Source organism: Salinimicrobium sp. 3283s (assembly GCF_039602225.1).
GTDB classification, from domain to species: Bacteria; Bacteroidota; Bacteroidia; order Flavobacteriales; family Flavobacteriaceae; genus Salinimicrobium; species Salinimicrobium profundisediminis.
The window spans coordinates 1,513,369-1,537,807 of record NZ_CP143631.1; the positions used below are offsets into that span (position 1 = coordinate 1,513,369).

Consider the following 24,439-nt stretch of genomic DNA (forward strand, 5'->3'; position numbering starts at 1 on the left):
ATTTAAAGAAATTACAGGTCTCAAAAATAGCTATTTTTTGATGGCATCATAAAGCACCTGATGGATTTCTGTACGGGTATTTAGGCTGTATAATTTATGATTATCGCGGGTAGGATGAACACGGTTAGAAAGAAATATATACAGTAAATCTACTTCAGGATCCATCCACACCATTATACCTGTAAAACCGGTATGGCCAAAGCTGGCTGCCGATGCATCCTGCGCAGTGTTCCTGCTCTCGCCCTTCTCGTTGTAATGAGGCTTATCAAAACCCAGGGCCCTGTGATTATCTGTATTGGGAAAGGTGGTTTCTGTAAATTTCTGAAGCGTTTGCTCCTCCAAATATTGTTTACCACCATAATTCCCGCCATTAAGGTACATCTGTAACAGCTTTGCCAGGTCGTTGGAATTGGCAAACAATCCGGCGTGGCCCGAAACTCCTCCCAGCATTATGGCACCTTCATCGTGAACCGTACCATGGATAGGTTGTTGCCTGAACAAAAAGTCATTTTCTGTAGGTACAATCCTGTAAAGTGGCAACTGCGGATTAAATCCTACCGTAGTGGCACCTAAAGGCTTGTAAAAGTTCTGCTGAAGAAAATCGGTAAAAGACAAATCGGTTCGACTTTCCACCACTCGTGGCGCCAGGATGAAAAAGAAATCGGAATACACATACTCCTTCTTTTCACGCAAAGGAGAGTTTTTTATCGCCTTTACAATCTTATGGGGATAATCTTTATGCAGGTACATCCCATCTTTAATTTTTATGGGATAATCTTCAGAAGGTGTTTTTTTAAAGGTCTTTCTCTTGTAACTGCCATTCTTTCTAAAAGTATCTTTCCAAAAAGGGATCCAGGGTTGAAATCTCGCCTGGTGCGTTAAGATGTCATAAAACGGAATATCTGCCTTATTAGATCTTCGGAAAGATGGAAGATGATCGGCCAGGGTGCCATCCAATTTGAATTTCCCCTGCTCATACAATTCCATCAGCGCAGCCATTGAAGTTGAAATCTTTGTCACAGAAGCGAGATCGTAAACATCATCTTTTTTTACGGTAACGGTATCAGAATAAGTATGGCTGCCATAAGCCTTGTGAAATATAACCTTTTGATCTCTTGCCACAAGAATTTGTGCTCCGGGAGTTGCTTTCATCTCCATAGCCAGGTTCATAAGCGAATCTATACGGGTGCGCAGGATTTCAGAATCCATTCCTGCAGCTTCAGGAAGAGTATAGCTAAACCGAATACCTCCTTCTACCTCCAGGCCGTCTCCGGCTTTAAATTTCTCTCCCACACTCACCGGAAGCTTTCCGTTAGCACCAATCCCGCCAAAGATGAGCTGTGCCGCCACCTCCTGGGTTTCTTCGTTATCCTGATAAGCAACCACCAGGCCTGCAGCATCTTCAATTCCGTCAATTTTATTGAGCACGTACGGGTTCTTAAAAAAGGCAAAAATCGAATTGTCTTTAGAAGCCAGTTCTTTTATGAGTTGCAACACATCTTCATTAAGTCGCAGGTTATTCCTCGGAAATTTGCTGAAGTCGTGAATTCCTGAAATTACCAAATCGTAATTCTGAAGCTGGTCCTTCAGGGTTTGCACCATTAATTCTGAAGCGTCTGCCGGCAGATTAAAATGTGTAATTCCGGCATAAAGGTCAAGGGTTTCCTGGAAATTTGTCCTTTCCATAGTACCAAAAGAAACAGAAGCTATTCTCAAAGATTCCAGCTCCTGTACCGGGATGACATTGTTAGTGTTTTTAAGAACAGTTAGCGAAGCTTCTACCAGTTTTCGCTTAAGATAAACTGCCTTTGGTGTGTTTATCTCTTCTAAAATATTTTTTAATTCTACTGGCTTGTAGTTATTGAGCCCCACCCACTGTTTTACTGCCAGGATCTTTCTTGCGCGGGAGTCGATCTCTTTTTGTGATATAAGCCCCTGGTTTATGGATTTCCGAATTTCGGAAATAGCTTTTGAAACTTCAACAGTAAATTCCAGGAGATCATTTCCTGCAAGGATGGCATCTTTGTCTACAATTCCCGGCTCATTACCTTCGGTCACACCTTTCATGTTCATCGCATCGGTGACGATGAGGCCTTCAAAGCCCAACTCCTCCTTTAAAAGTCCGGTAATTATAGGCTTGGACAAAGTGGAAGGAACTCCCGTAGAATCAAGCGCCGGAATATTTAGGTGCGCCACCATGACCCCGCCAATACCGGCTTTTATAACCTCTTTGAAAGGATACAGCTCTAAAGAATCAAGTCTTACCACCGGGTGGTTAATTTGTGGAAGGGCATAATGCGAATCGGTATCGGTATCTCCATGACCCGGAAAATGCTTGGCTGTGGTGAGCAGTTTTGCATCCTGCATCCCCTGCATATAGGCGGTAGCCTTGCGCGCCACATTGTATTTATCTTCCCCAAAAGATCGATAATTGATCACCGGATTGTTAGGGTTGTTATTGACATCTACTACAGGTGCAAAATTGAGGTGCAGCCCCGATCTTCTAATTTGCCTGCCCACTTCTATACCCAACTCGTAAATTAGGTCTTCTTCCTGAACCGCGCCCAAAGCCATTTGGTAAGGATAGCTAATGGTACTGTCCAGGCGCATGCCAAGACCCCATTCGGCATCTATAGCTCCCAAAAGTGGCACTTTTGACGCTTCCTGATATTCATTCATCAGCTTCACCTGACTCTCGGGATCTCCCTGGAAAAATATGAGTCCGCCAACCTTTTGTTCGTTGATAAGCTTGAGAATTTCCTGCTTATGGTCTTCACCCCGATTGGAATATGCAGCTACCATGATAAGTTGAGCAATGCGCTCATCTGGTGACAGCGTTGTCATCACCGAATCTACCCATTTGCTGTTTGTATATTTCAGGAATGGAGGTTTAGTGTTTTGAGCCTCTAGAGAAAGGTTGAACAAAAAGGCTACAACTAAGAGAAAAGGGGGAAATTTTGACATTTTTGAAGTTCTATCTTAAAAAGTTTAGGGGCGTAAACTACACCTTGATATAAATACGTTTTTTATCCATCCAGTAGCCCATAAGCCACATGAGCAGCATATAACAAACGGCAAAAAGCAGCGATGCATTATATGCCCCCAGCCAGCTAAGGAAAAAGTTACTATAAATCCAGCCTTTCATGGAAGCGCCATTGATCCAGATGACGCTCATAAGCATCACAAAGACCCCCGACATCACAAAAATGAATAAAGGATTTTTACCAAAGACTTCAAAGAAGTAGGTCCAGGATTTTAGCTTTACCACTTCAATAATCCAAATAAGGAATCCAATAAGCACAAGACCCCAGCCAATGGTAAGAACCACATAAGAGCTGGTCCAGATTGGCTTATTGATTGGAAACACCAGGTCCCATACCTCTCCCAAAATAACCAAAGCTATACCGGCTGCTACTAGTTTCCACACTGTAGTAAAATTATTTCCAGATTTCTGGATGAAAATACCGGCAACATAACCTGCAATAACATTAACTATAGCGGGCAAAGTGCTTAAAAGTCCTTCAGGATCGAATGGTAAACCAAAGCCACTGTATAGATTTTCAGGAGAAAAGATTAATAAGTCAAATTTTAATGCTGCATTACCTTCTTTGGAATAAGGGTTCCCGACATCCCCAAAATAGTACATGATCCACCAATATAACAATAGAATACCAGCACTTATAATTATTGAACCTTTCAGTTTAAAATATTTTACAATGAGGGATCCAAAAAGGTAACAAAGTGCAATACGCTGTAAGACTCCCATGATTCGCATTTCGGAAAGATCTTTTAAAACCAGCTCTCCACCCGACCTGTAAACAAAAGGAAAGGCAGTTAGAAAAAGACCTATAACAAAAATTTTAATGGTCCTTCTAAATACCTTTTTTAGAAATACAAAATCAGGTTGTGTATCAAATTTGCGCATACTAAAGCTCATGGCGTTTCCCACCACGAACAAAAAGCTGGGAAAAACCAAATCTGTAATCGTGAATCCATGCCAGGCAGCATGTTTAAAAGGAGCGTAAATAGTACTCCAGCTTCCGGGGGTGTTTACAAGCACCATGAGTGCAACAGTTAGACCCCTTAATACATCTAATGCCAAAAATCTTTGGCCGCGGTTGGGTTTGAAAATAGTTTTTTCTTCCCCAGACTTTGTTATATTAAGGCTTTCCATAAGTGGGTTTAACCATTATTTACACCTACTTCTTCAGAAGTTTCGTAAATAATGTGGATTTTATCTCAGCATAAAAATATAAATTTTTATTAAATAAAATAACTTTTATAAAAATTTTGATTAAGTTCTTTGGTTGTAATCTCATTTTATCCTACTTTTAATTTTCAATCAGCCTGCTTAAAGCAGCTTCTAAAATTCTATGAACATCGACGAACTTTTTATAAAAAACGAAGAGCTAACCAGTAACGTAGAGCGAAAAAAACACCTTCAGAAAATAAAGATCTTAAAGAATCTCTATTTTGAAGGCCCAAAAACCAACACCGAGATTTGTGAGCGATTCAATATTAGCTCACCAACATCAATAAGGCTTCTCAATCAACTTATAGACGAAGGCTGGGTAAAGAAAAGCGGTAGAGGAAAATCGGCAGGTGGGCGTAAGCCCGATCTTTACAAACTTGAAGGCAACAGCTTTTATGTAATGGGAATTCAGCTGGAAAGATCCAGGCTCAAAATTGCCATTTTTGACAACCACAACAAGAAGGTTGCAGACTTTAAAGATTTTTTTGAGCTGGGGAGTGAGGTTGGATTGGTAGATCATATTTATGGTGAAGCAAACAAGCTCATAGAAACTTCGGGCATAGACATTGAAAAACTGCTGGGCATAGGAATAAGCATGCCGGGGTTGGTATCTTCAAAAGAAGGAAGGAATTTCACTTATTTTATTCAGGAAGAAGAATCTGAATCTCTTGAAAACATCCTGAAACGCAAGTTCAACAAACCCATCTTCATTCTAAATGATGCAAAAAGTGCCTGTGTGGCAGAATCTAATTTCGGGATGGCTACTAACCTGGAGAATGTTCTGGTAATTTCTATGGATTGGGGAATTGGCCTGGGAGTCATTATTGACGGGAAAGTCTACCAGGGTTCGTCGGGTTTTGCCGGTGAATTTGGACATATACCCCTAATCGATGACGGGCAATTGTGCCACTGTGGTAAAAGAGGTTGTTTGGAAACAGTAGCTTCGGGCCTGGCTCTAACGAGAATGGCACAGGAAGGAATAAGAGCCGGAGAAAGCACCAGCTTAAACCTGCTTTCTGAAGAAGACCTGCGGAATCTACAGCCCGAAAAGATCATTGAGGCTGCTAATATGGGAGATCAATTCTCAATAAACATACTTTCCAAAATTGGAATAAACTTAGGGAAAGGCCTGGCTATTCTTATTCAGCTCTTCAACCCAGAACTTATCATTCTGGAAGGAAAATTTGCTAAGGCCAGCCAATTCATTACAGTACCTATCCAACAGTCTATCAATACCTACTGTATGGCGCAATTGAGAGAAAAAACCAAAATTTCTCTTTCCAGCCTGGGTGAAGATTCGGTTCTCCTTGGATCGGTGGCCACAGTGATGGAAAATATATTTGGCAAACAAATAAGCCTTATAAACAATAATTAAACTGAAATATCATACTACATTATACCTCTACAAATACTATGGCAAGATTAAATCTTCTTGAAGAAACACGTTTTGAAAAAGTCCCCGTTAGTGTCTATGACAATGCACATATAGCCTCCCTTAAAGTTGCCAATCGCATTGCTAACCTGATAAAAAGAAAGCAGGATCGGGGAGAAATGGCTGTGTTAGGCCTGGCAACTGGAGCTACTCCGGTACAGGTTTATGAAGAACTGGTTCGCCGTCACAAAGAAGACGGCCTTAGTTTCCAAAATGTCATCACCTTTAACCTTGACGAGTACTACCCCATGAATCCCGAGTCACGGCAGAGTTACGTGACTTTTATGAAAGAAAACCTCTTTGATCATATTGATATCAAAAAGGAGAACATCCATATTCCCGATGGTACACTTGAAAAAGAAGAGATTGCAGATTTCTGTATTGCATATGAGAACCAAATAGAAGCACTGGGAGGGTTAGACTTACAAATTCTGGGGATAGGTAGAACCGGGCATATAGGTTTCAATGAACCAGGATCGGCCCCTAACTCCGGAACAAGGCTTGTAACGTTAGATGATCTTACCAGGCGGGATGCGTCACGGGATTTTGGGGGAAAAGAAAATGTTCCAACAAAAGCCATCACGATGGGAATTGGAACCATTTTTAAGGCAAAGGAAATTATCCTTATGGCCTGGAACAGGAAAAAAGCCTCTATCATTAAAAAAGCTGTAGAAGGAGAAATTTCAGGCGAGGTCCCTGCCACTTACCTGCAGCTTTCAGAAAATACTGAGTTTGTCCTCGATCAAGATGCCGCTGCCGAACTAACCCGTTTTAACACTCCGTGGCTTGTAAAAGACTGTAGCTGGGATGATGAGCTTATTCGCAAAGCAGTCATCTGGCTGTCGGATGAAGTCAATAAACCCATCCTGAAGTTGACCGATGAAGATTACAACACTCACGGAATGGCACAGTTGGCTACAGAAAAAGGACCAGCCTATAACATAAATATCAACGTCTTTAATCAGCTGCAGCACACTATTACGGGATGGCCGGGTGGAAAACCCAATGCCGACGATTCACAGCGCCCCGAAAGAGCTGAACCTGCTCAAAAACGCTCCCTTATTTTCTCCCCTCATCCAGATGATGATGTGATCTCTATGGGAGGTACTTTTATTAGACTGGTAGATCAGGGACATGATGTGCACGTGGCTTATCAAACCTCCGGAAATACTGCCGTTTGGGACACCGACGTTTTGCGTTATGTGGAATTTGCGATTGACTTCAACAAAAGTATTGGAGAAGACAGCAGCAAACTGGAAAAGATCTACGATGAAATGCGGAATTTCCTTAAGACCAAGCAGCCAAACCAATTAGACCTTCCTGAAATAAGGGATGTAAAAGGGTTTATAAGAAAGACAGAAGCTATCGCAGGAGCGCGTTATGCAGGATTGCAAGATGACAATATCCACTTTATGGCACTCCCTTTCTATGAAACCGGAAAAACGGTGAAAAACCCTCCTACAGATGAAGATGTGAGAATTACCATGGACTTGCTGAAGAAAGTAAAACCACACCAGGTTTTTGCAGCAGGAGATTTTGCCGATCCACACGGTACCCACCTGGTATGTTTTAATATTGTGGTAGAAGCCTTAAAGCGACTAAAAGAAACTGAAGACTGGATCAAAGATACCTGGCTATGGTTGTACCGTGGTGCATGGCATGAATTTGAAACTCATGAAGTTCAAATGGCAGTTCCTTTATCACCTCAGGAAGTGCAAAGAAAACGCGATGCCATCTTTCAGCACCAGTCACAAAAAGACCGTCCTGTATTCCCCGGAGATGATGAAAGAGAATTCTGGCAAAGAGCCGAAGATAGAAATCGTGAAACAGCAAAGGCTTACCACAAGTTAGGCCTTGCAAATTACGAAGCCATGGAAGCCTTTGTCAAGTGGCAGTTTTAAGATGAGAAAAAATCATTTAATGTGGGTTGGTACCCTCCTGTTATCCCTACTAATAGGTTGCGGTACCAACCCTTATTCAAAAACCAACCGCGCACATAAAAAGCAGGCCCGGGAATATGCACGGAATTTAAAAACATTTCCGCAGCAACATTCAGACGACACACTGCTGGATTATGGCCCCTATCCTGTTGGCACTACGAATTTTAGTCTGCGAAAACCAAATTACGTGATCATTCATCACACCGCACAAAATTCTGTTGATCATACCTTAAAAACCTTTACCCTTCGCCGCACTTCTGTAAGTTCTCATTACGTTATTGGTCGTGACGGCAAAATTTACCAAATGCTCAACGATTTCTACCGCGGGTGGCATGCTGGCGCAGGGAAATGGGGTAATGATACAGATCTTAACTCCTCCTCTATTGGTATAGAACTAGATAATAATGGCTTTGAACCCTTTGCCGATGCTCAAATTGAAAGCCTTGTAGAGTTATTGAGTGTTCTTAAAGAAAGACACAACATTCCCACTGCCAATTTTATTGGTCACGCAGATATTGCCCCCGGCAGAAAAGTAGATCCAAACCCTAATTTTCCTTGGGAGAAATTGGCTAAAAAAGGTTTTGGCCACTGGTATGATGATATTGAGGTGGAACCAAAAGTAATTGGAGACAGCCTTGTACCGGTAAATAAGATCAGGGAGATTGATCTTAATGGAAGTGAAATTGCGCAAGAAGGTAAAAAAACAGATTCCCTTCACCTAACAATAGATCCAAAACTCGCCCTGCGGGTAATTGGTTATGATGTTAGTGATTTAGATGCAGCTATTCAATCTTTCAAGATCCATTTTATTCAAAAGGACATCAATTCTGAATTAACAGACGAGGACCTTAAGATCCTTTATAATCTTTATCAAAAATACCTTTAAAAAATGCGATTTCAAGCTCTCTTTTTTGCCTTAGTGGTTCAACTCCTTCTTAGTAACTCTGCCACAGCGCAAATAGAGGTAGAAGGTATAGACATTATAACCCGAAAGGAATGGCAGGCCAACCCTCCAAAAATGGAAGTTATCCGGCACATTCCCCGCATGATCACTATTCACCACACGGGCACATTCCAGAATAAAGATCGCAGTACTTCAGAAAAGTTACAGGCCCTTCAGAAGTTTTCTTACAGTGAAGGAGCTTTGGGGGACGGAACACCTAAAAAGCCGTGGCCCGATGTACCCTATCATTTTTACATTGGTGTTGATGGCAGTGTAGCTGAAGGAAGGGAACTTGAGTATCAGGGAGATTCCAATACCAATTATAACCTCAACGGCCATGCATTGGTTGTGGTAGAGGGAAATTTCAACCAGGAAAAGATCAACGACAAACAAGTAAAGAATCTCGAAAAACTTGTACTGGCTATAGCTGAGAAATATAAAATCCCTGCAGAAGCTATTTCAGGACACAAAGATCAGGCAGAGACTACCTGCCCGGGCACAGACCTCTACCGGCTGTTGCCTGCGCTTAGAAAAAAGGTGGAGGACTTACACAATCCCCGGGTAAAAATTGGGGCCGAGCAACTTTTATCTCCGGCCTTTGCTCACCTGGTAAAAGGAAAAAGAGTGGGGCTGGTTACAAATCATACCGGATTATTACCTGATGGCACTCACCTTATCGACTTGTTGAATGACCATCCAGATGTTGAATTAAATATACTCTTTGGCCCCGAGCATGGATTGAGAGGTGAAGAAGATACTCATGTTGCCAATGGCACAGACAACAAAACAGGACTCCCTATTATTTCTCTCTACGGAAAAACACGGAAACCCACTCCCGAAATGCTAGAGCAGGTAGATGTGGTTGTATTTGATATTCAGGATATAGGAGCCAGATATTATACCTATATTAAAACTATGCTCCTGGTACAGGAAGCAGCTGCCGAAAATGACAAATCTTTCATTGTTCTTGACCGTCCCAATGCTATTTCCGCCACTTATGTTGATGGGCCGGTGGGCAAAGCACTTGATGCGGAAAAAGGTATAGGTGTTATTCCTGTTACTCACGGAATGACGATAGGAGAACTCGCCATGATGTACAATGGTGAAAGGGAAGAAAAAGGTTTAAAAAAGGCAAATTTAACAGTGGTTCCCCTTCAGAATTATAAAAGGAATCAGTGGTATGACGAAACAGGATTACCGTGGGTAAAGCCTTCTCCCAATATGCTCACGCTGCAAACAGCAGTAGTCTATCCCGCTACCTGCCTCCTTGAAGGCACAGAATATTCTGAAGCGCGTGGTACTATCTATCCATTTGAACGTATTGGGGCACCATGGGTAAAAGGCCGGGAATTAGCCGATCAATTGAACAGTTATAAATTAAAAGGCGTTGATTTTCGCCCCGTCATGTTTATGCCCGACAGTATCGTTGACGGAATTAAGATCTATCCTCCAAAATTTCTGGGAGAGCAGGTAAATGGTGTGGAAATGCTCGTAACAGACCGTGACATTTTTAAATCGACCGAAGCCGGTGTCTATATTCTGCATGCTCTAAAAACCCTTCATCCTGAAAAAATGGCGTGGCGGCAACCTCGTCTCGACGGACTTTTAGGAACTTCTGAAGTGCGTGAGATGCTCGACGCAGGAAATTCACCCGAAGAGATTATTGCGCAATGGAAAAATGGCCTGGAAAGCTTCAGGCAAAAAAGAGCCCAATACCTACTGTACTAACTTTAAACTACTGGAATGAAAAAGATCTTCTTCGGAATTCTATTCTTCTTCAACCTTTGCCTGCAGGCGCAGGAATTTAAATTCGCTTTTGTAACCGATACCCATATTGGCTCCCCAAATGGCGTGGCCGAAGAAGATCTGCAAAGAACAGTGGAAGACATCAACAGCCTTGAAGGCCTGGATTTCGTTCTGCTCACCGGTGATATTACCGAAATGGGAACCGATGAAGAAATTGAACTTGCTAAAAGTATTATAGATAAGCTGGAAATTCCATGGTACATCCTGCCCGGAAATCATGACACCGGCTGGTCAGAATCTGGCGGAGTGAGTTTTATCCGTGAATTTGGATATGACAAATTTGTGTTTGAGCACAAAGGCTTTAAGTTCATAGGTAATGCTTCGGGTCCCTATGTAAGAATGTCAGACGGGCATATCCCCCGAGATGCCATTGTTTGGCTGGACAAAGTACTTGAGGAGACTCCCAAGGATCAACCTATCATCTTCGTTAACCATTACCCTTTAGACAACAGCCTTGACAACTGGTATGAAGCCATAGACCGGCTGAAGAATTATAATACACAATTTGCCATTTGTGGCCATGGACACAGGAATAAAGCCCTCGATTTTGAAGGTATTCCAGGAACTATGGGAAGGTCAAATCTTCGGGCCGGGCAGGAAGTGGGCGGATATAACATTGTAGAAATAACTTCTGAAAATGCCATTTTTAGAGAGCGTACTCCCGGAGGCGAAACTGCTGATGCATGGCGGGAAATTCCACTTGGCAATAGAGATTTTCAAAATGACAACATCTATGAAAAACCTTCTTATGCCGTGAATGATTCTTTCCCGCAGGTTCAAAAGAAATGGGAGTACCATTCCGATGCCAATGTGATTTCCACTCCGGCATATATTGATGGAATGGTGATCTTTGGTAACAGCACCGGGAAAGTAGAAGCCCTTTCTGAAGCAACAGGAAAAACCGTGTGGAGCTTTGAAACTGAAGGCGGAATATTCTCTTCTCCTGCCATCTTCCGTAATACAGTGATCTTTGGATCTGGCGACGGAAATATTTATTCCCTCAAAGCAGCTTCTGGAAAACTTAATTGGAAAACAAAAACAGAACATTCAGTTTTGGGCTCGCCTATTGTTGAAGACGGTGTTGTTTATATAGGTGGAAGTGATGGAAAATTTCGTGCGCTAAATGCTAAAACAGGTGCCGAAAAATGGGTTTTTGAAGGCCTCAATGGCCCGGTTGTTTCCACGCCTCTTATCTATAAAGACCAGGTGATCTTTGGTGCCTGGGACAGGAATCTTTACGCGCTTAATAAAGAAACCGGGACCCTCAACTGGAAATGGAACAATGATTCGCCAAACCGCATGTTTTCCCCTGCCATGGTTATTCCAGTAGCACAAGACGGAGTGGTGTATATTGTGGCTCCAGACAGGTATCTTTCTGCTATAGATGCAAATTCAGGAAAAACGCTTTGGAGAACCAATGAAGCTACAGTAAGAGAATCCCTGGGAATTTCAAAAGATGGAAAACGCCTTTTTGGAAAGACTATGAATGATGATGTGGTAATCTTTGCTACTGAAAAAGAGGAACCAAAATTGCTTAAAAGGATCAATGCCAAATTTGGCTATGATCACGTGCCTTCCATGCTTTTTGAACAGGATGGGCAAATCATATTTGGTACCAGAAATGGCGTTGTATACAGCCTCAATACCACAACCGAAGCAATAAACTGGAAATATAAGATCGACCATTCTATGGTTAACAGCATTAGAGTTTTAGACAGCAATAGCCTTATCGCATCTACCATGGATGGGAAAGTGGTGATTTTAACCTGGAAATAAAATTACATGTACACAAGATCAATTTCTTTACTCCTCTTCTTCTGGATTGGGATCAATTCCCTTTTTGCGCAGCAAATCAAGCTGGACTGGCAACCCAGGGAAGACCTCAATATCTTGCTTCCGGCTTCAGTTCAAATCTTTGATGGCTTCGGAAGTTTAGCCGATGGTGCCCCGGTGAAAGCAGTATATGCCAAGATTGATCTTAAGGATGAAAACCTGAAATTAAGGGCTATTGGCAGCAACACCCATCGTGAGACCACAAAACAAACTCACGACAACAACAACGGAATACTCTCCATTAACGGCGGATATTTTGCCGCAACCTCATCGGTAAGTGCGCTCATATCTGATGGTGAAATTATAGCTCCCGGCCCCTCGGGAGAGACGCCCAGGGGAGCTTTTGGAATGCTAAACGCCAAGCCACAAATCACCTGGACCTTAGCTTCAGAAGATAAAATCCCGTTTAATATTTTACTCCCAGAGGGAAAGAGAGGAAAAGCCTTTTCGGCCACCCAGGCAGTTGGTGGCGGCCCTGTATTATTAAAAGATGGTAAAATAAATGTAACTACAAAAGAAGAAGGTTTTGGAGGCAGCCACACAATACGGCATCCAAGAACTGCCATTGGCTATGACGGGCAGGAGCATTTAATTATGATGGTTGTAGACGGCAGGCAAAAAGCCAGTGCCGGTGTCACTTTACCCGAACTTGCCATTCTTATGAAAATGACAGGAGCCAAAGAAGCCCTTAATCTTGATGGCGGCGGCTCATCGGCTATGGTAGCAAAGAACGAAGTGGTGAATATTCCGGCCGATATTACGGGCGGCAACCGTAACAGTTTGCGCAAAAATGCAAGTGCGCTTGTGCTTTCCCAAAAACTTCGGGCTAAAGAAAAAGAAATCTTTTACTATGATACTTCCGGTGACAATTATCGCGAATTTGGACTTTGGAAGAACAGTAACGCCGTGAATTACTACGGAAATACCCCTTCCCGAACAACTTCAGCAGGTCTAAATTACAACAAGGCTATTTATAAGTTTGACAGCCTTCCGCAGAAAAATTACCAGTTGGCAGCCTGGTGGACAGTCAATGAAGAAGAAAACACTTCAAAAGCGGCTTACGTGATACATCATGCCCACAACCGCGATACGGTTTATGTAGATCAAAGCAGCCTTAAAACCCAGGGAAAATGGAACGTTTTAGGAACTTACCAGCTGGGCGCTAAAGATTCGCTTGAGATCATTGGTGCAGGAAAGGAAGGCAGTCTTGTTGCCGATGCAATAAGATTAGTGGCAACAACCAATTCGCCAGTGTTGCCAGCGCGCGGTGATGTGAGAATTGCGGTAATAAGTGATTTGAATTCAGGGCTGGGGGCTGCGAATTATGAGTGGCAGGTAGACAGCATCATCAACAGGATTCCACGCTTATGGCAGCCAGATCTTGTGGTTTGTGGTGGCGACATGGTGGCTGGTATGGGGATTAATGACAGCCTTCTCCTTAAAAAAATGTGGGCAGGTTTTGATGACCATATTGCCCAACCTCTCAAAAATGCCAAAATCCCCTTCGCCTTTACCCTGGGAAATCACGACGGCCCACGCTCCTATAAGCTGGAAAGAGCGATGACAGCCAGGTACTGGAACGACAATTTGCCCAACCTAAATTTTATTGATAAGACCCACTTTCCTCATTACTATTCATTCGTAAAGGATGGGGTCTTTTTTGTTTCATGGGATGCCTCATCTTCAGAAATTACTTCGGAAAACCTGGCCTGGATGGAGCAGCAATTTGAAACTCCGGAAGCAAAAAATGCCGGTTACAGGTTTGTTTTGGGCCACATGCCGCTCTACAGCGTGACACAGGAAAGAGACTCTAAAGGAAATGTACTCCAGCAGCCCGAAAAACTGCAAAACCTCCTTGAAAAACATAAGGTTCACACCTACATTAGCGGGCACCAGCACGCCTACTACCCCGGAAAAAGAGGAGACCTGAAATTTCTTAATACCGGAGCGGCAGGATCGGGCGCGCGAGGCTGGCTCACTCTCGAAGATGCACCCGTCAACACGGTTACTATAATGGACATTTTTAAAGAAAATGATTCCATTGCTTACACCACCTACGAGATCAAAACCCCCGATGCCGGTAAGATGAAGATCTTTGATGAAAAGAAGTTGCCAGCTTCAGTTTTTGGGGTGAACGGTCATATTTTGCGGCAGGATGTGGCTGTAAATTCTTCTGCTGAAGGTATATTTAGTCCGGTTTCAACAGCAGAAAAAGCCACTGGTAAAGTTCTTGCAAAAATTAGTTCTAAAAATGTCATTTTTGAAGGTTCCCTCCAGGATCTCTCTGGAAAAGCTGTAGCTGCCGATCTATATTTGGGCCGCCATACCGAAAAAGGTAAAAAACTGCTTTCCCTTAAGCTGAAATCCCGCCGAAGTGGGGCCAGAATATCGGGAGAGATGCCTGCCAGCCGTGATCTTCAGGAATATTTATCGGTCGGCGCACTATACGTACAGGTAGAGAGCACCTCAGGAACATTTCGTGCACAATTATACCCACAAAATAACCAATTGCCACCGGCGCCTCAAATTACTTCCCATCAGGAAAAGAATATTTACGGGCTGCGTAACCTGGAAGCACTTTACGAACTACAGTGGGAGAAAGTAATTGATCCCGACGGGGATTTTGTTTCCTACAAATATGAAGTCGCTACAGACAGAGGCTTCAAAAATGTCATTTTTCAGCAGTATTCCGGTCGCAGCAACAGCATAAAATTGACCGAGCAGGATTGGTTTAATTTCCTCGGAAATGCTTCGGAAGGGGAACCGGTGAGATTTTACCACAGGGTCACCGCTACAGATGGTAAAAATATAAGCCCGGGACCTGTCGCAGCTTTGCGGCTAATGAAAAGCACACAGCCCCTTGATGACCTTATTGAAGTACCCGCCACAAAACTGAAATTTTCCGGAAAGATCCATCCTTCAGGTGCCGGGTATGGTGCCGAATGGGATCATATGGGAAAGATATGGCTGGCCGATTACAACAGCGGATTGATCATCAAAGACAGCAATGGGGATGATGTTCCTTTTTCCCCTTTAACAGAGGTGAAAATCAACCAGGAAACGTACAACCTGCGACCTGTTAATGGCATTGGAGTAGATAACGATGGAAATATCCTGGTGGGAAGGAACCGGCACCTTATAAAGATCAACGCCAAAACCGGAGAAGGACTTGCAGTATGGGAGGTTCCCGAAGGGAAAAGGGCAATTACCGCACCCAGGGCTTCAGCTTCGGGAGAAATCTATGCAATGTCTTTGTTTGGAGATGACCCTAATTATGTGCTGAAGCAAAGTATAAATGATCCTACGACCTTTGAGCTGGTAAGAACGCTCCAATTGGAAAGCAGGATCCTCTCCCGTACTTTTGATATGAGCCATGATGGAAAAACCCTTTATTTCCCCGATCCGGGCAGCCCCATCATACAGAAATTCAGTTCTGAAGACGGAATTAGTTACAAAAAAGAAAAAGATATTGTTAGTACAGCTTCGGGTTCCAGTGCCATTGAGATCATGGAAGATGGCCGACTCTTTGCAGCGGTGCGGGCAAGTGGTATTGCGCCTTCCACCTTTCATTTTAGAGATGAAAAAGAACAACGTATGTGGACGATCGAACTTCCAGAAGTAGATGGCGCAGAACCCCGGGGAATAGGAGTTTCTCCCGATGGCAAAACCCTTATTTTTTGCAGCTGGGATAAAGGTGGTGGGTATTATAGATTTGATATTGAATAGTTTGTTTTTGTAATTATGCGTAATCTCTCAATTTTCCTCTTTTTGCTTTTATTTTGTACTGCAGGGAATAGCCAGGAAGCCAGGGAGGGGAAAATGGTGATAAGCGTTCTTACCTATAATATTCTTCATGGTGCCACTACCAAGAGGGACAATAACCTTGATGTGGTTGCTAAAGTGATCAATGAACTACAGCCAGACATCATTGCCCTGCAGGAAGTAGATTTCAGGACCAACAGAGTAGAGAAGCGGGATATTAATACTGAACTGGCGTTAAAGACAGGAATGTCTTCCATTTTTGCCAAAGCAATGGATTTTGACGGCGGAGAATACGGACAGTCTCTGTTTTACCGCGGAACATTCCTCGAAACCGGCAAAATAGCGCTACCAGGTGCTCCTGGCAAAGAACCAAGAATCGCTGTTGCCGCAAACATGGTGTTGGGAAGCAGAGACACAATCAAAATTATTGGAACTCATTTAGATCATGTGGAAAACAGCCCTGACCGGTTAGCACAGGCAAAAAGGATCAACTCACTTCTCAAAAATGACAAATTCCCAACCCTTTTAGCCGGTGATCTAAATGACATTCCCGGGAGTGAGACCATCAATATCTTTGAAGAAAGGTGGACGTCAACTTATGACAAAGCAGCTCCAGAATTTACTTTCCCTTCCCACGCACCTGAAAGAAAGATAGATTATATCATGTTTTCTCCTGAAAACAGATGGAAAGTGCTTGAGAAGAAAGTAGTTTGTGATGAAATCGCGTCAGATCATTGTGCCTACCTGGTAGTACTGGAGTTGTTGCCGCAGAAATAGAGAGACCCAGAATTCAAAAATCATTTGAATAGCCCATGGCTTCAGCCATGGGTAAAGAAGACAACCACCCTCAGGGCTTTAGCCCAATAATTTCTGAGCCTGTTATTTGTTCCCTGCTAATTGATCATTGTTTGCTGATCATTGTCTTACATAGGTACCATATTCACTGGCACTCCCAATCCTCCAATAATAGTTGAACAGAATTTTTGACACCTCTTCCATCACCTCTTCGGCTTCTCCGGGAAGCTTATAACTTTCCATCAGGGCAACGGCATATGGCCGCTGTTCCAATAGAACAATCGCCCATTCTGTGGAAACTCCGTCAATAAATCCGGGTTTGAAGGCTATTGAAGTGCTTTCGGGGATTCCGGCAGCGAGTCGGCTGTCTTCCCTGCCGGTCGTTTTCAGGATTTCTATGATCTCCTGAGAGACTTCAGGATTAATAAATTTTCCATTGTATAACAGCTGAAGGATTTTTGCAGCCTCTCCCGGTGTTGCCAGGTTTTCCTCGCCCCTTGCAGAAGCCGCAGAATTCATCATTTTTCGCTGTAGAAGGGTGTTGTTTACCCCAAGGCTTTTTAGCGTGCTATTGACCTCTGAAATACCTACCAGATCAATCAGCGCATTGGTGGCAGAGTTATCACTTAGGGCGATCATTAAAACTGCGAGGTTTTTAATGCTTAAAGGTGCAGGATCTTCAAGATGTTTTAGGATCCCGGTACCGCCTACAAGATTTTCTGACTTTACAGGCAAAGGATCGGAAAGGGAAAGTTCACCTTCATAGGCCTGTTTAAAGACTTCCATGAGGATCGGAATTTTTATGGAGCTGGCCTGCGGAAACTGAATATCAGGATTCCAGCTGATCTTCTCCCCGGAAGTGAGGTCTATGGCTACCATACCCGTAATAGCTGGAGAGTTGTTGAAGATCTCCTCAAGCTGCTTTTCTGTTTTCTGCTTCAGCATTTGCCGGGTATTTTCCTGGGCAAAAAGTGCGTTTACGCAAAGAAAAGATAGTAATACAAATAACTGGCCGGTGTTTTTCATTCCGAAGTATTTAGAAGTAATATTATAGGCTGAAATTGACAAAAAAAGCGGCCTGAAAAGCCGCTTTTTGAGAGTTATTTTTTGAAGTCTGTATTATCTTCAGTAAAAAGATCGCTCTGCGCGAGATAGATGATCTTTTCATCATTGGTGCCAAGAACTCTCTTGGTGCGCAGATATCGGTTGTAGTTGTATTCATCAAAATCGGTAGCGGTGGTATCAAAATTACTGATATGCACTTCGCCCATTGAATGGATGAATTTGTTATCTCCAATCCACATTCCTACGTGGATGATCCTTTCTGAAGTAGTATCTGTAGCTTTTCTTCCGAAGTAAAGCAGGTCTCCTGCCTTAAGATTCTCAAAGTTCTTCACCGAATCGATCTCCTGCCCTGCTACAATTTGCTGGGATGCATCACGGGGTAAGACCATTCCGTTAAGGAAGAAAATGGTTTTGGTGTAGCCGCTGCAATCTACTCCTTTTGGAGAAGTTCCCCCCCACAGGTAAGGCACACCCATCATATCTCTCGCTGTTGCAATTAAGTTTTCACCTGTAGGTTCTAAAGTGGCAAGCCATTGCTCATAAGCCTGGGCTTCCTCCTTTTTTACAAAAGCTGTTTTTTCATTTGGGTATTTCACCTCATAAAAACCTTTACTTTCCCCTACGAGCTCCAGAACATTTCCTGCAACAAGATCTGAAATCACCTGTGAGTCTTCATTAGGCTTTTCATACGAAGATCCTGCCGTGTGCAGATAGATGAGCTTTTCGGTAGCTTTCCATTCGCTCAATTCTTGTGGCGTCATGGGAGTGATCCCGCCGTAGTCTACCCAGGCAAGGTAACCTTCGGGGGTTTGAATATAATACCAGCCACCATCTTTTTTGTAGACTTTCACCGGCATTCCCATAGTAGCCTGCGTAACTAATTCCGCAGAATGTGTAGGCTTTGAGCGTAGATTGGCAACAGAGATCTTCACCACCCCTTCTGTCTTCCCTTCTAAATCGGCTGAAGGCAACAGGGCTATACTGTCGTTATAAGCTATTTTTTGAGCATCCAGTTTTTGCTTTAAGGAAGATACAGCCTCGGGAAGATTGGATTCTCCTTTTAGTACATACACATCTCCCTCCTGCGTGGCCTCTATATCGAAAAGCGCTACACGGGAATCAGGTGCATATTCCTCTTTAACCTCAGCTATATATTGATCTGCTTCATTTTCTTCGGAAGTTGAAGATTCCCTGTCTTTGCAGGAATAAAGGGAGACCGAAAGCAGAAGTGCCAAAAAGGTGAAATTTCTAATTGATTTCATAGGTTTAAATTTATTCATTTCTATTATACTAATAAATGCTTCTCTCACGATACACCTTTATCCCTGCTGAATGATCTTCTTCATCAATGAAACTAAGTCGGCATTTTTGATCAGTTGTAAATCCTCTTCCTGAAGTTGTGTAATGCCCCTGGTGTTCTTTTCTGCCTGCTCTGCTGTTCTTATTCCGGGAATTACTGTAGAGATTTCTGAATAGCTTAATATAAAGCTCATGGCCAGCTCAGTCTTTGTAAGACCGTATTTCTCACATAGGGGCCAAATATCTTTCATCCCTTTTTTATAAGCCTCGATCACTTCCAAAGTAAGCCTTTTATTCCTGTGATCATTTTCGGGGAATTCTGCGCCTTTATCGAACTTGCCGGTAAGCAGGCCAAACTGCAAAGGCATGCGTGCAATGATCCCATAGCCTGCTTCAGAAGCTTTTTTTGTTAACGGCAGGGCTTTTTGGTTGATCATATTCCAAACCAATTGAAAACCGCTACCCAGCTTATTCTCCATCAAATATTCTGCCTCTGGGTTTGGTTCATAAGTATTAAGGGATAACCCCCAATACCTGATCTTTCCCTGCTTTTGCAACATTTGCATGGCTTCAATACACTCACCATCCTGTAAATTAGAAAGTCCCGCACTATGCAACTGATAATAATCTATAGTCTCCCGCCTAAGCCTTTTTAAACTGGCTTCACAAGCTTTTATAATGTGATCTTTAGAATAATCTGTTCCAAATTGGCCACTGCGGGCAACATTTCCGGCTTTTGAAGCAATAATTACTTCTTCCCGGTTACCCAAAGTTTTACCAATCAATTCTTCGGAATGACCCAACCCATAGATATCGGCCGTATCAAAGAAATTAATTCCTCTGTCAAGGGCTTTAAAAATGGCATTTTTGGAGGTCTGGTCATCTGCTTCTCCCCAACCTATGGCGGTATCTCCAACCATGGCGCCACCCCCTATTGCCCAGGCTCCAAAACCTACTTCACTAACATAAAGGTCTGTCTTTCCAAATTGACGCAGCTTCATAAGCTCAGTTTTAAATTCTCGTAGAGTTCTACCCCGGTACCACTCCTTTCGGGAAAATGGGTTTTGTCGTCATAAACTTTTACACCATCGGCAATGTCATTTTTGATAAGCATCCCACCGTCCATATCTACATAGTCCAATAAAGGTAGTAAATGACCAATTGCCGAAATTCCCACAGTAGATTCTGTCATGCAGCCCACCATGATCTTTAGTCCTAAAGCTCTCCCGCTGGAGATCATACGTCGTGCTGGCGTTAAGCCGCCACATTTTGTGAGCTTGATGTTGATCCCGTGAAAATACCGGGCGCATTTATCCACATCGGCTTCGGTGATACAACTTTCGTCGGCAATAACAGGTAAAACTGACTTTTCATAAACTTCAGCCATACCTTTTTCATCTTTAGCCGGAAGGGGTTGTTCCAGAAACTCCACCCCAAGATCCTTCAGCAAAACTGAATTTTCAATGGCTTGTGCAGCAGTCCATGCGGCATTGGCATCTACCCTAAAAATGGCATTTGTATGCTTCCGAAGCTCTTTTACCAGCTCCACATCATGGTCGGTCCCCAGTTTGATCTTATACAGCGGCCACGGAAATTCCTGAATCTTTTGCACCATTTTTTCCGAAGTATCGATACCAATAGTGTAATTGGAGAGTGGGATATTCTCAAGAGAAAGCCCCCACATCTTATAAAGCGGCAAATTATTCCTTTTCCCGTGCAGGTCGTGCATTGCGATATCGAGCGCACATTGCGCAAAGGAATTATCTTTAAGAAAGGGCGCGGTGATCTCCCACAGTGCTTCAGGCGATTTATGTAAGTTCTTTAAAATGACATTTTCGAGAGACATTATTTTTTCGGCCATGCCTGCTACAGTAACGCCGTAATAGGAGGTTGCCGCAGCCTCTCCATAGCCTGTGTATTTCCCGTCGCTTAGCTCTACGATGAACGTTGGCTGAAAATCTCTCGAGGTATGGCTTATCCTGAAGGTATTCTTTAACTCCAGGTTATAGGTGTGCGTTCTTAGATGCATTTTTTACTGCTTTTGTGACTCTCCAAAATATGCCATCATAAATATTGCGCCTGCGGTGCCATCCATGGTGGGTTCATTGGTAGAATAATCTCCAAAATCGTCATGGTAAACTACAAAATCATTTTGAAATTGGCTGAATTCATCGGGTTCTGCCAGGTGGAGCCCGGTTAAACTATTATAAACCGAAGCATAGACAGGCCCGTCTACCAATCCTCCCGGAACTTCCTTTTTGGTAAGGTACCAAACGCTGGTATGTACATCTTCGGGATATTCGCCGGTTTCAGGAATATTCATGAACATGGAGGTGCCCCAGGGATTTCTTCCTAAAAGCCAGTCACGTTGTGCCAGCATAAAATCATGGTACTGGGTATCTCCAGTCATTTTCTCGTACAGGATCATTTGTGTGGTAAGTGCTACCGCCAGATTGTTGGAACACCATATAAAAGGCACCCCTATCTGGAAGGCATTTTTGGCACCTCTTTCCAGCGCATGCTCAATTCCGGTACGGTAGTATCCTGCCAGTTCATTTTTTGTTTCCTCATCTGCATGCTCATAAAGGGCAAAATGACCCACATTTATAAATGGATAGTAACGATAATGTTCAGCATCCTCTTTGTCTGTCCACGATACAGTATTTGCCAGCTTCGCATAGCGTTTGGCATCTTCTAAAAATTCCTGATCCCCAGTGTTTTTGAAGAGTTCGGCTGCACCCCATTCCATGTCATCGGCCCAGGTGTCTTCATTGTAGCGATAAGGGGAGCCATAAGAATTTCCCTGCTGGTAGCCTTCCTGCTCTTTTCCCATTGCGTAAAGTTCAAAAGCAGCTTTTTCACATTTTTCAGCAAAAACAGGATCATTGAGTTCTTCTCTCCAGATGCGGGCCGCAATAGCCATGGCAGCAGCCGATCTACCAGCTAAATTTGCTATTCCTGTAGCCTTGCTTTTATGTTCTCTTAGACCTTGTGGTTTTCCATTTGCAAAATAGGCCACACGGTAGCTGTTGGGGCCCCAGCCATAATCTGAAGAATCTTTATCGGGCCACTTCATTCCCAAATGGTCTCTATCATCGGCGACCTGGTGAAAAAGCATATTGGGGCCGGCATGCATTTTATGGATCCAGTCCAGCCCCCATTTTGCTTCATCAAGCACATCGGGGATTCCGTTTGGCTGCTCCTGCCCCAGTTCATTTACTTTATCACCAAATTTATCGGGAGCCAGTTCATAAGCTTTTAGCATCCTGGCGGTAGCATTGCTGGAAGTAATGAGGTATTTTAACTGATCGCCTGCATCATGCCAGCCGCCGCTAACATCTACAAAAGTAGAATCGGGCATGGGGCCGTACATGCTCCTGCCATCACGTTGATGACAAACCATATCCAGAAATGGATTGTAGCCGCAGCGCTGTTGTCTCATAAAACCTATGAGGTCTTCATGGTAATCTTTATAAGAATGATCACGCCCAATCCCAAAACTTTTGGAACGATGATTATTAACTTTAATAAAATACCTGCCGGGGGTTTTTACTTCAGAAAAATCAAGGCTGTAGTAATGAGAAAATGTACCCCAGGCTTTTACTTCTGAAGGAACTATTTTTCCGCGGAAAATCCTCTTGCCTGTTTCAGCATCATGAAGGCTGAAGTTACCTTTCACTGAAGCTTCAGAAAAAGCAATAGCCACTTTTGTATCTTCTTTGAGATAACCTGCCTGGTTAACCCGAATAAATATACTGTCTCCGTCTACTTCCGAAGCAATTGAAACTGAAGAAATAAATAACAGAAGGCTAACAATTGTCAAAAATTTTGTGGATCTCATTTTTCACATTTTAAGGATGTTATGAGTTTAAGTACGCTTCTTTAACAGGAATAGTCCAAAACAGGTTATGGCCGCATTGACCAGCAAAATTTCAAAACCAAATTTATAGCCGTTAAACCAGGCCGTAGAATTTACATCGAGCAGGACCGAAAGTAACGGGGCAGCAATACAAACCAGGGGTACAAATTTATCTTTCACTTTTACTTTGGTGAGCAAACCGAAGGTAAACAGCCCGAGGAGCGGACCATACGTAAAGCCTGCTACTTTAAACACTGAATTTACCACACTGCTATCGTTCACCTCATTGAAAGCCACAATAACACAGAACATGAGTAGTGTAAAGCCAATATGCACCAGGAGACGCGTTTTCTTCTGACTCTCCTGCTTTCGCTTTGGAATATTGAGGATATCTACACAAAAAGAAGTGGTAAGGGCTGTTAAAGCAGAGTCTGCACTTGAAAAGGCCGCAGCAACAATACCCAGTAAAAACACTATTCCAGCCAACACTCCAAAATGGTTTAAAGCCAGCATGGGGTAGAGATCATCGGTACTCTGTGGAATTTCAAGTCCCTGATCTAATGCAAATTTGTAGAGCAACACCCCAAGGGCGAGGAACAATACAGTAGAAAAGAAAAAGGTAAGGGAGAACCAAAAAATGTTCTTTTGAGCATCGGAGGTTTTTTCAATAGTCAAATTCTTTTGCATCACATTTTGATCCAATCCATTCATGGCGATGGTGATAAATATCCCTGCGAGAAAGGTTTTAAAGAAATTACGATCAGACTTCCAGTTCCAGTCAAATATGGTAGACATTTCGCTATTGGAGATCACCTTGACCACCTCACCTGCACCAAGGTTCATCTGGTCCACGATCATATAAATACTAATAAGAACTGCCAGAAGTAAAAAAGTGGTTTGCAGGGTATCTGTCCATACAATAGTCTTTATTCCTCCTCTAAAAGTATAAAGCCATATAAGGGTGATTGTGACAAAGACTGTAACATAAAAAGGAATACCAAAGGCGTCAAAAAAGGCAATTTGAAGCACCAGTGCTGCGAGGAATAACCTGAACGAGGCCCCAATTGTTTGGGAAATTAAAAAGAAGCCTGAGCCTGTGAGATAGGAATTCTGCCCAAACCTGTCCTGCAGGTACTGATAGATTGACACCAGCCTAAGCCTGTAAAAAAGTGGGATCAACACGAATGCAATAACGGCGTAACCCACCATATTACCCATTACAAATTGTAAATAGGTCCATCCAGAATTTCCAACTTCCCCGGGAACTGAAATAAAAGTAACCCCAGATAAAGATGCCCCTACCATTCCAAAAGCTACAAGGAACCATGGGGATTGTCTATTGGCGGTAAAGAAGGTTGAATTATCGGCTTTTTGAGAGGTGAAGTGACTAATTGCCATCAACAACAGGAAGTATCCCAAAATGATACCAAAGACCAGGAGGGGTGTCATAGGT

The 24,439-nt window shown here is 43.0% G+C and carries 15 protein-coding genes; 7 read left to right on the top strand and 8 right to left on the bottom strand.

The features are described 5' to 3' along the window. Nucleotides 1–30: 30 nt before the first annotated feature. The gene (locus tag VS868_RS06695; protein ID WP_266069830.1) at nucleotides 31–2,964 is read right to left on the bottom strand and encodes a glycoside hydrolase family 3 N-terminal domain-containing protein; all 2,934 of its coding nucleotides are present in this window, start codon (nucleotides 2,962–2,964) and stop codon (nucleotides 31–33) included. A 37-nt stretch (nucleotides 2,965–3,001) separates the two neighbouring features. Beyond that, nucleotides 3,002–4,174 (bottom strand): DUF5009 domain-containing protein, encoded by a 1,173-nt coding sequence (locus VS868_RS06700; RefSeq protein ID WP_345599625.1) that lies wholly within the window; start codon nucleotides 4,172–4,174, stop codon nucleotides 3,002–3,004. 199 nt (nucleotides 4,175–4,373) lie between these two features. On the opposite strand from VS868_RS06700, the gene VS868_RS06705 reads away from it, so the two are divergent. The 7 genes from VS868_RS06705 to VS868_RS06735 are packed head-to-tail and all read left to right on the top strand — an operon-like array spanning nucleotide 4,374 to nucleotide 16,745. Then, on the top strand, nucleotides 4,374–5,627 hold the full coding sequence (locus tag VS868_RS06705) for an ROK family transcriptional regulator (protein ID WP_266069828.1): 1,254 nt from the start codon (nucleotides 4,374–4,376) through the stop codon (nucleotides 5,625–5,627). Between the two features lie 38 nt (nucleotides 5,628–5,665). Then, nucleotides 5,666–7,585 (top strand): glucosamine-6-phosphate deaminase, encoded by a 1,920-nt coding sequence (gene nagB / locus VS868_RS06710; RefSeq protein ID WP_345599626.1) that lies wholly within the window; start codon nucleotides 5,666–5,668, stop codon nucleotides 7,583–7,585. Between the two features lies 1 nt (nucleotide 7,586). Beyond that, nucleotides 7,587–8,510: an N-acetylmuramoyl-L-alanine amidase gene (locus VS868_RS06715; RefSeq protein ID WP_345599627.1), complete on the top strand. Its 924-nt coding sequence runs from the start codon at nucleotides 7,587–7,589 to the stop codon at nucleotides 8,508–8,510. Between the two features lie 3 nt (nucleotides 8,511–8,513). Then, nucleotides 8,514–10,295: an exo-beta-N-acetylmuramidase NamZ domain-containing protein gene (locus VS868_RS06720; RefSeq protein ID WP_266069824.1), complete on the top strand. Its 1,782-nt coding sequence runs from the start codon at nucleotides 8,514–8,516 to the stop codon at nucleotides 10,293–10,295. A 15-nt stretch (nucleotides 10,296–10,310) separates the two neighbouring features. Then, nucleotides 10,311–12,149, top strand: a complete 1,839-nt coding sequence (locus tag VS868_RS06725) for a PQQ-binding-like beta-propeller repeat protein (RefSeq protein ID WP_345599629.1) — start codon at nucleotides 10,311–10,313, stop codon at nucleotides 12,147–12,149. Nucleotides 12,150–12,155: 6 nt separating this feature from the next. Continuing rightward, nucleotides 12,156–15,932, top strand: coding sequence for a phosphodiester glycosidase family protein (locus VS868_RS06730; protein ID WP_345599630.1), 3,777 nt, complete (start codon nucleotides 12,156–12,158; stop codon nucleotides 15,930–15,932). 15 nt (nucleotides 15,933–15,947) lie between these two features. Then, nucleotides 15,948–16,745: an endonuclease/exonuclease/phosphatase family protein gene (locus VS868_RS06735; protein ID WP_345599631.1), complete on the top strand. Its 798-nt coding sequence runs from the start codon at nucleotides 15,948–15,950 to the stop codon at nucleotides 16,743–16,745. A gap of 138 nt (nucleotides 16,746–16,883) precedes the next feature. On the opposite strand, the gene VS868_RS06740 is transcribed toward VS868_RS06735, so the two are convergent. From VS868_RS06740 to VS868_RS06765, 6 genes are all read right to left on the bottom strand, one after another. After that, the gene (locus tag VS868_RS06740; protein ID WP_345599633.1) at nucleotides 16,884–17,789 is read right to left on the bottom strand and encodes a serine hydrolase; all 906 of its coding nucleotides are present in this window, start codon (nucleotides 17,787–17,789) and stop codon (nucleotides 16,884–16,886) included. Nucleotides 17,790–17,863: 74 nt separating this feature from the next. After that, complete coding sequence (locus tag VS868_RS06745) at nucleotides 17,864–19,090, bottom strand: C40 family peptidase (RefSeq protein WP_345599634.1); 1,227 nt, start codon at nucleotides 19,088–19,090, stop codon at nucleotides 17,864–17,866. 57 nt (nucleotides 19,091–19,147) lie between these two features. After that, nucleotides 19,148–20,128: an aldo/keto reductase gene (locus VS868_RS06750; protein ID WP_345599635.1), complete on the bottom strand. Its 981-nt coding sequence runs from the start codon at nucleotides 20,126–20,128 to the stop codon at nucleotides 19,148–19,150. Next, nucleotides 20,125–21,156: a dipeptide epimerase gene (locus VS868_RS06755; protein ID WP_345599636.1), complete on the bottom strand. Its 1,032-nt coding sequence runs from the start codon at nucleotides 21,154–21,156 to the stop codon at nucleotides 20,125–20,127. Before VS868_RS06755 ends, VS868_RS06750 begins: the two co-directional genes overlap by 4 nt. Nucleotides 21,157–21,159: 3 nt before the next feature. Next, a complete protein-coding gene (locus VS868_RS06760) occupies nucleotides 21,160–22,968 on the bottom strand; it encodes a glycoside hydrolase family 9 protein (protein WP_345599637.1) in 1,809 nt (602 codons plus the stop codon). A 27-nt stretch (nucleotides 22,969–22,995) separates the two neighbouring features. Next, complete coding sequence (locus VS868_RS06765; protein ID WP_345599638.1) at nucleotides 22,996–24,435, bottom strand: sodium:solute symporter; 1,440 nt, start codon at nucleotides 24,433–24,435, stop codon at nucleotides 22,996–22,998. Nucleotides 24,436–24,439 lie beyond the last annotated feature (4 nt).

What these genes read in the sequence shown, in the direction of transcription:
- VS868_RS06695 (WP_266069830.1), bottom strand. Translation starts at nt 2,964, where the DNA reads ATGTCAAAATTTCCCCCTTTTCTCTTAGTTGTAGCCTTTTTGTTCAAC.
- VS868_RS06700 (WP_345599625.1), bottom strand. Translation starts at nt 4,174, where the DNA reads ATGGAAAGCCTTAATATAACAAAGTCTGGGGAAGAAAAAACTATTTTC.
- VS868_RS06705 (WP_266069828.1), top strand. Translation starts at nt 4,374, where the DNA reads ATGAACATCGACGAACTTTTTATAAAAAACGAAGAGCTAACCAGTAAC.
- nagB (WP_345599626.1), top strand. Translation starts at nt 5,666, where the DNA reads ATGGCAAGATTAAATCTTCTTGAAGAAACACGTTTTGAAAAAGTCCCC.
- VS868_RS06715 (WP_345599627.1), top strand. Translation starts at nt 7,587, where the DNA reads ATGAGAAAAAATCATTTAATGTGGGTTGGTACCCTCCTGTTATCCCTA.
- VS868_RS06720 (WP_266069824.1), top strand. Translation starts at nt 8,514, where the DNA reads ATGCGATTTCAAGCTCTCTTTTTTGCCTTAGTGGTTCAACTCCTTCTT.
- VS868_RS06725 (WP_345599629.1), top strand. Translation starts at nt 10,311, where the DNA reads ATGAAAAAGATCTTCTTCGGAATTCTATTCTTCTTCAACCTTTGCCTG.
- VS868_RS06730 (WP_345599630.1), top strand. Translation starts at nt 12,156, where the DNA reads ATGTACACAAGATCAATTTCTTTACTCCTCTTCTTCTGGATTGGGATC.
- VS868_RS06735 (WP_345599631.1), top strand. Translation starts at nt 15,948, where the DNA reads ATGCGTAATCTCTCAATTTTCCTCTTTTTGCTTTTATTTTGTACTGCA.
- VS868_RS06740 (WP_345599633.1), bottom strand. Translation starts at nt 17,789, where the DNA reads ATGAAAAACACCGGCCAGTTATTTGTATTACTATCTTTTCTTTGCGTA.
- VS868_RS06745 (WP_345599634.1), bottom strand. Translation starts at nt 19,090, where the DNA reads ATGAAATCAATTAGAAATTTCACCTTTTTGGCACTTCTGCTTTCGGTC.
- VS868_RS06750 (WP_345599635.1), bottom strand. Translation starts at nt 20,128, where the DNA reads ATGAAGCTGCGTCAATTTGGAAAGACAGACCTTTATGTTAGTGAAGTA.
- VS868_RS06755 (WP_345599636.1), bottom strand. Translation starts at nt 21,156, where the DNA reads ATGCATCTAAGAACGCACACCTATAACCTGGAGTTAAAGAATACCTTC.
- VS868_RS06760 (WP_345599637.1), bottom strand. Translation starts at nt 22,968, where the DNA reads ATGAGATCCACAAAATTTTTGACAATTGTTAGCCTTCTGTTATTTATT.
- VS868_RS06765 (WP_345599638.1), bottom strand. Translation starts at nt 24,435, where the DNA reads ATGACACCCCTCCTGGTCTTTGGTATCATTTTGGGATACTTCCTGTTG.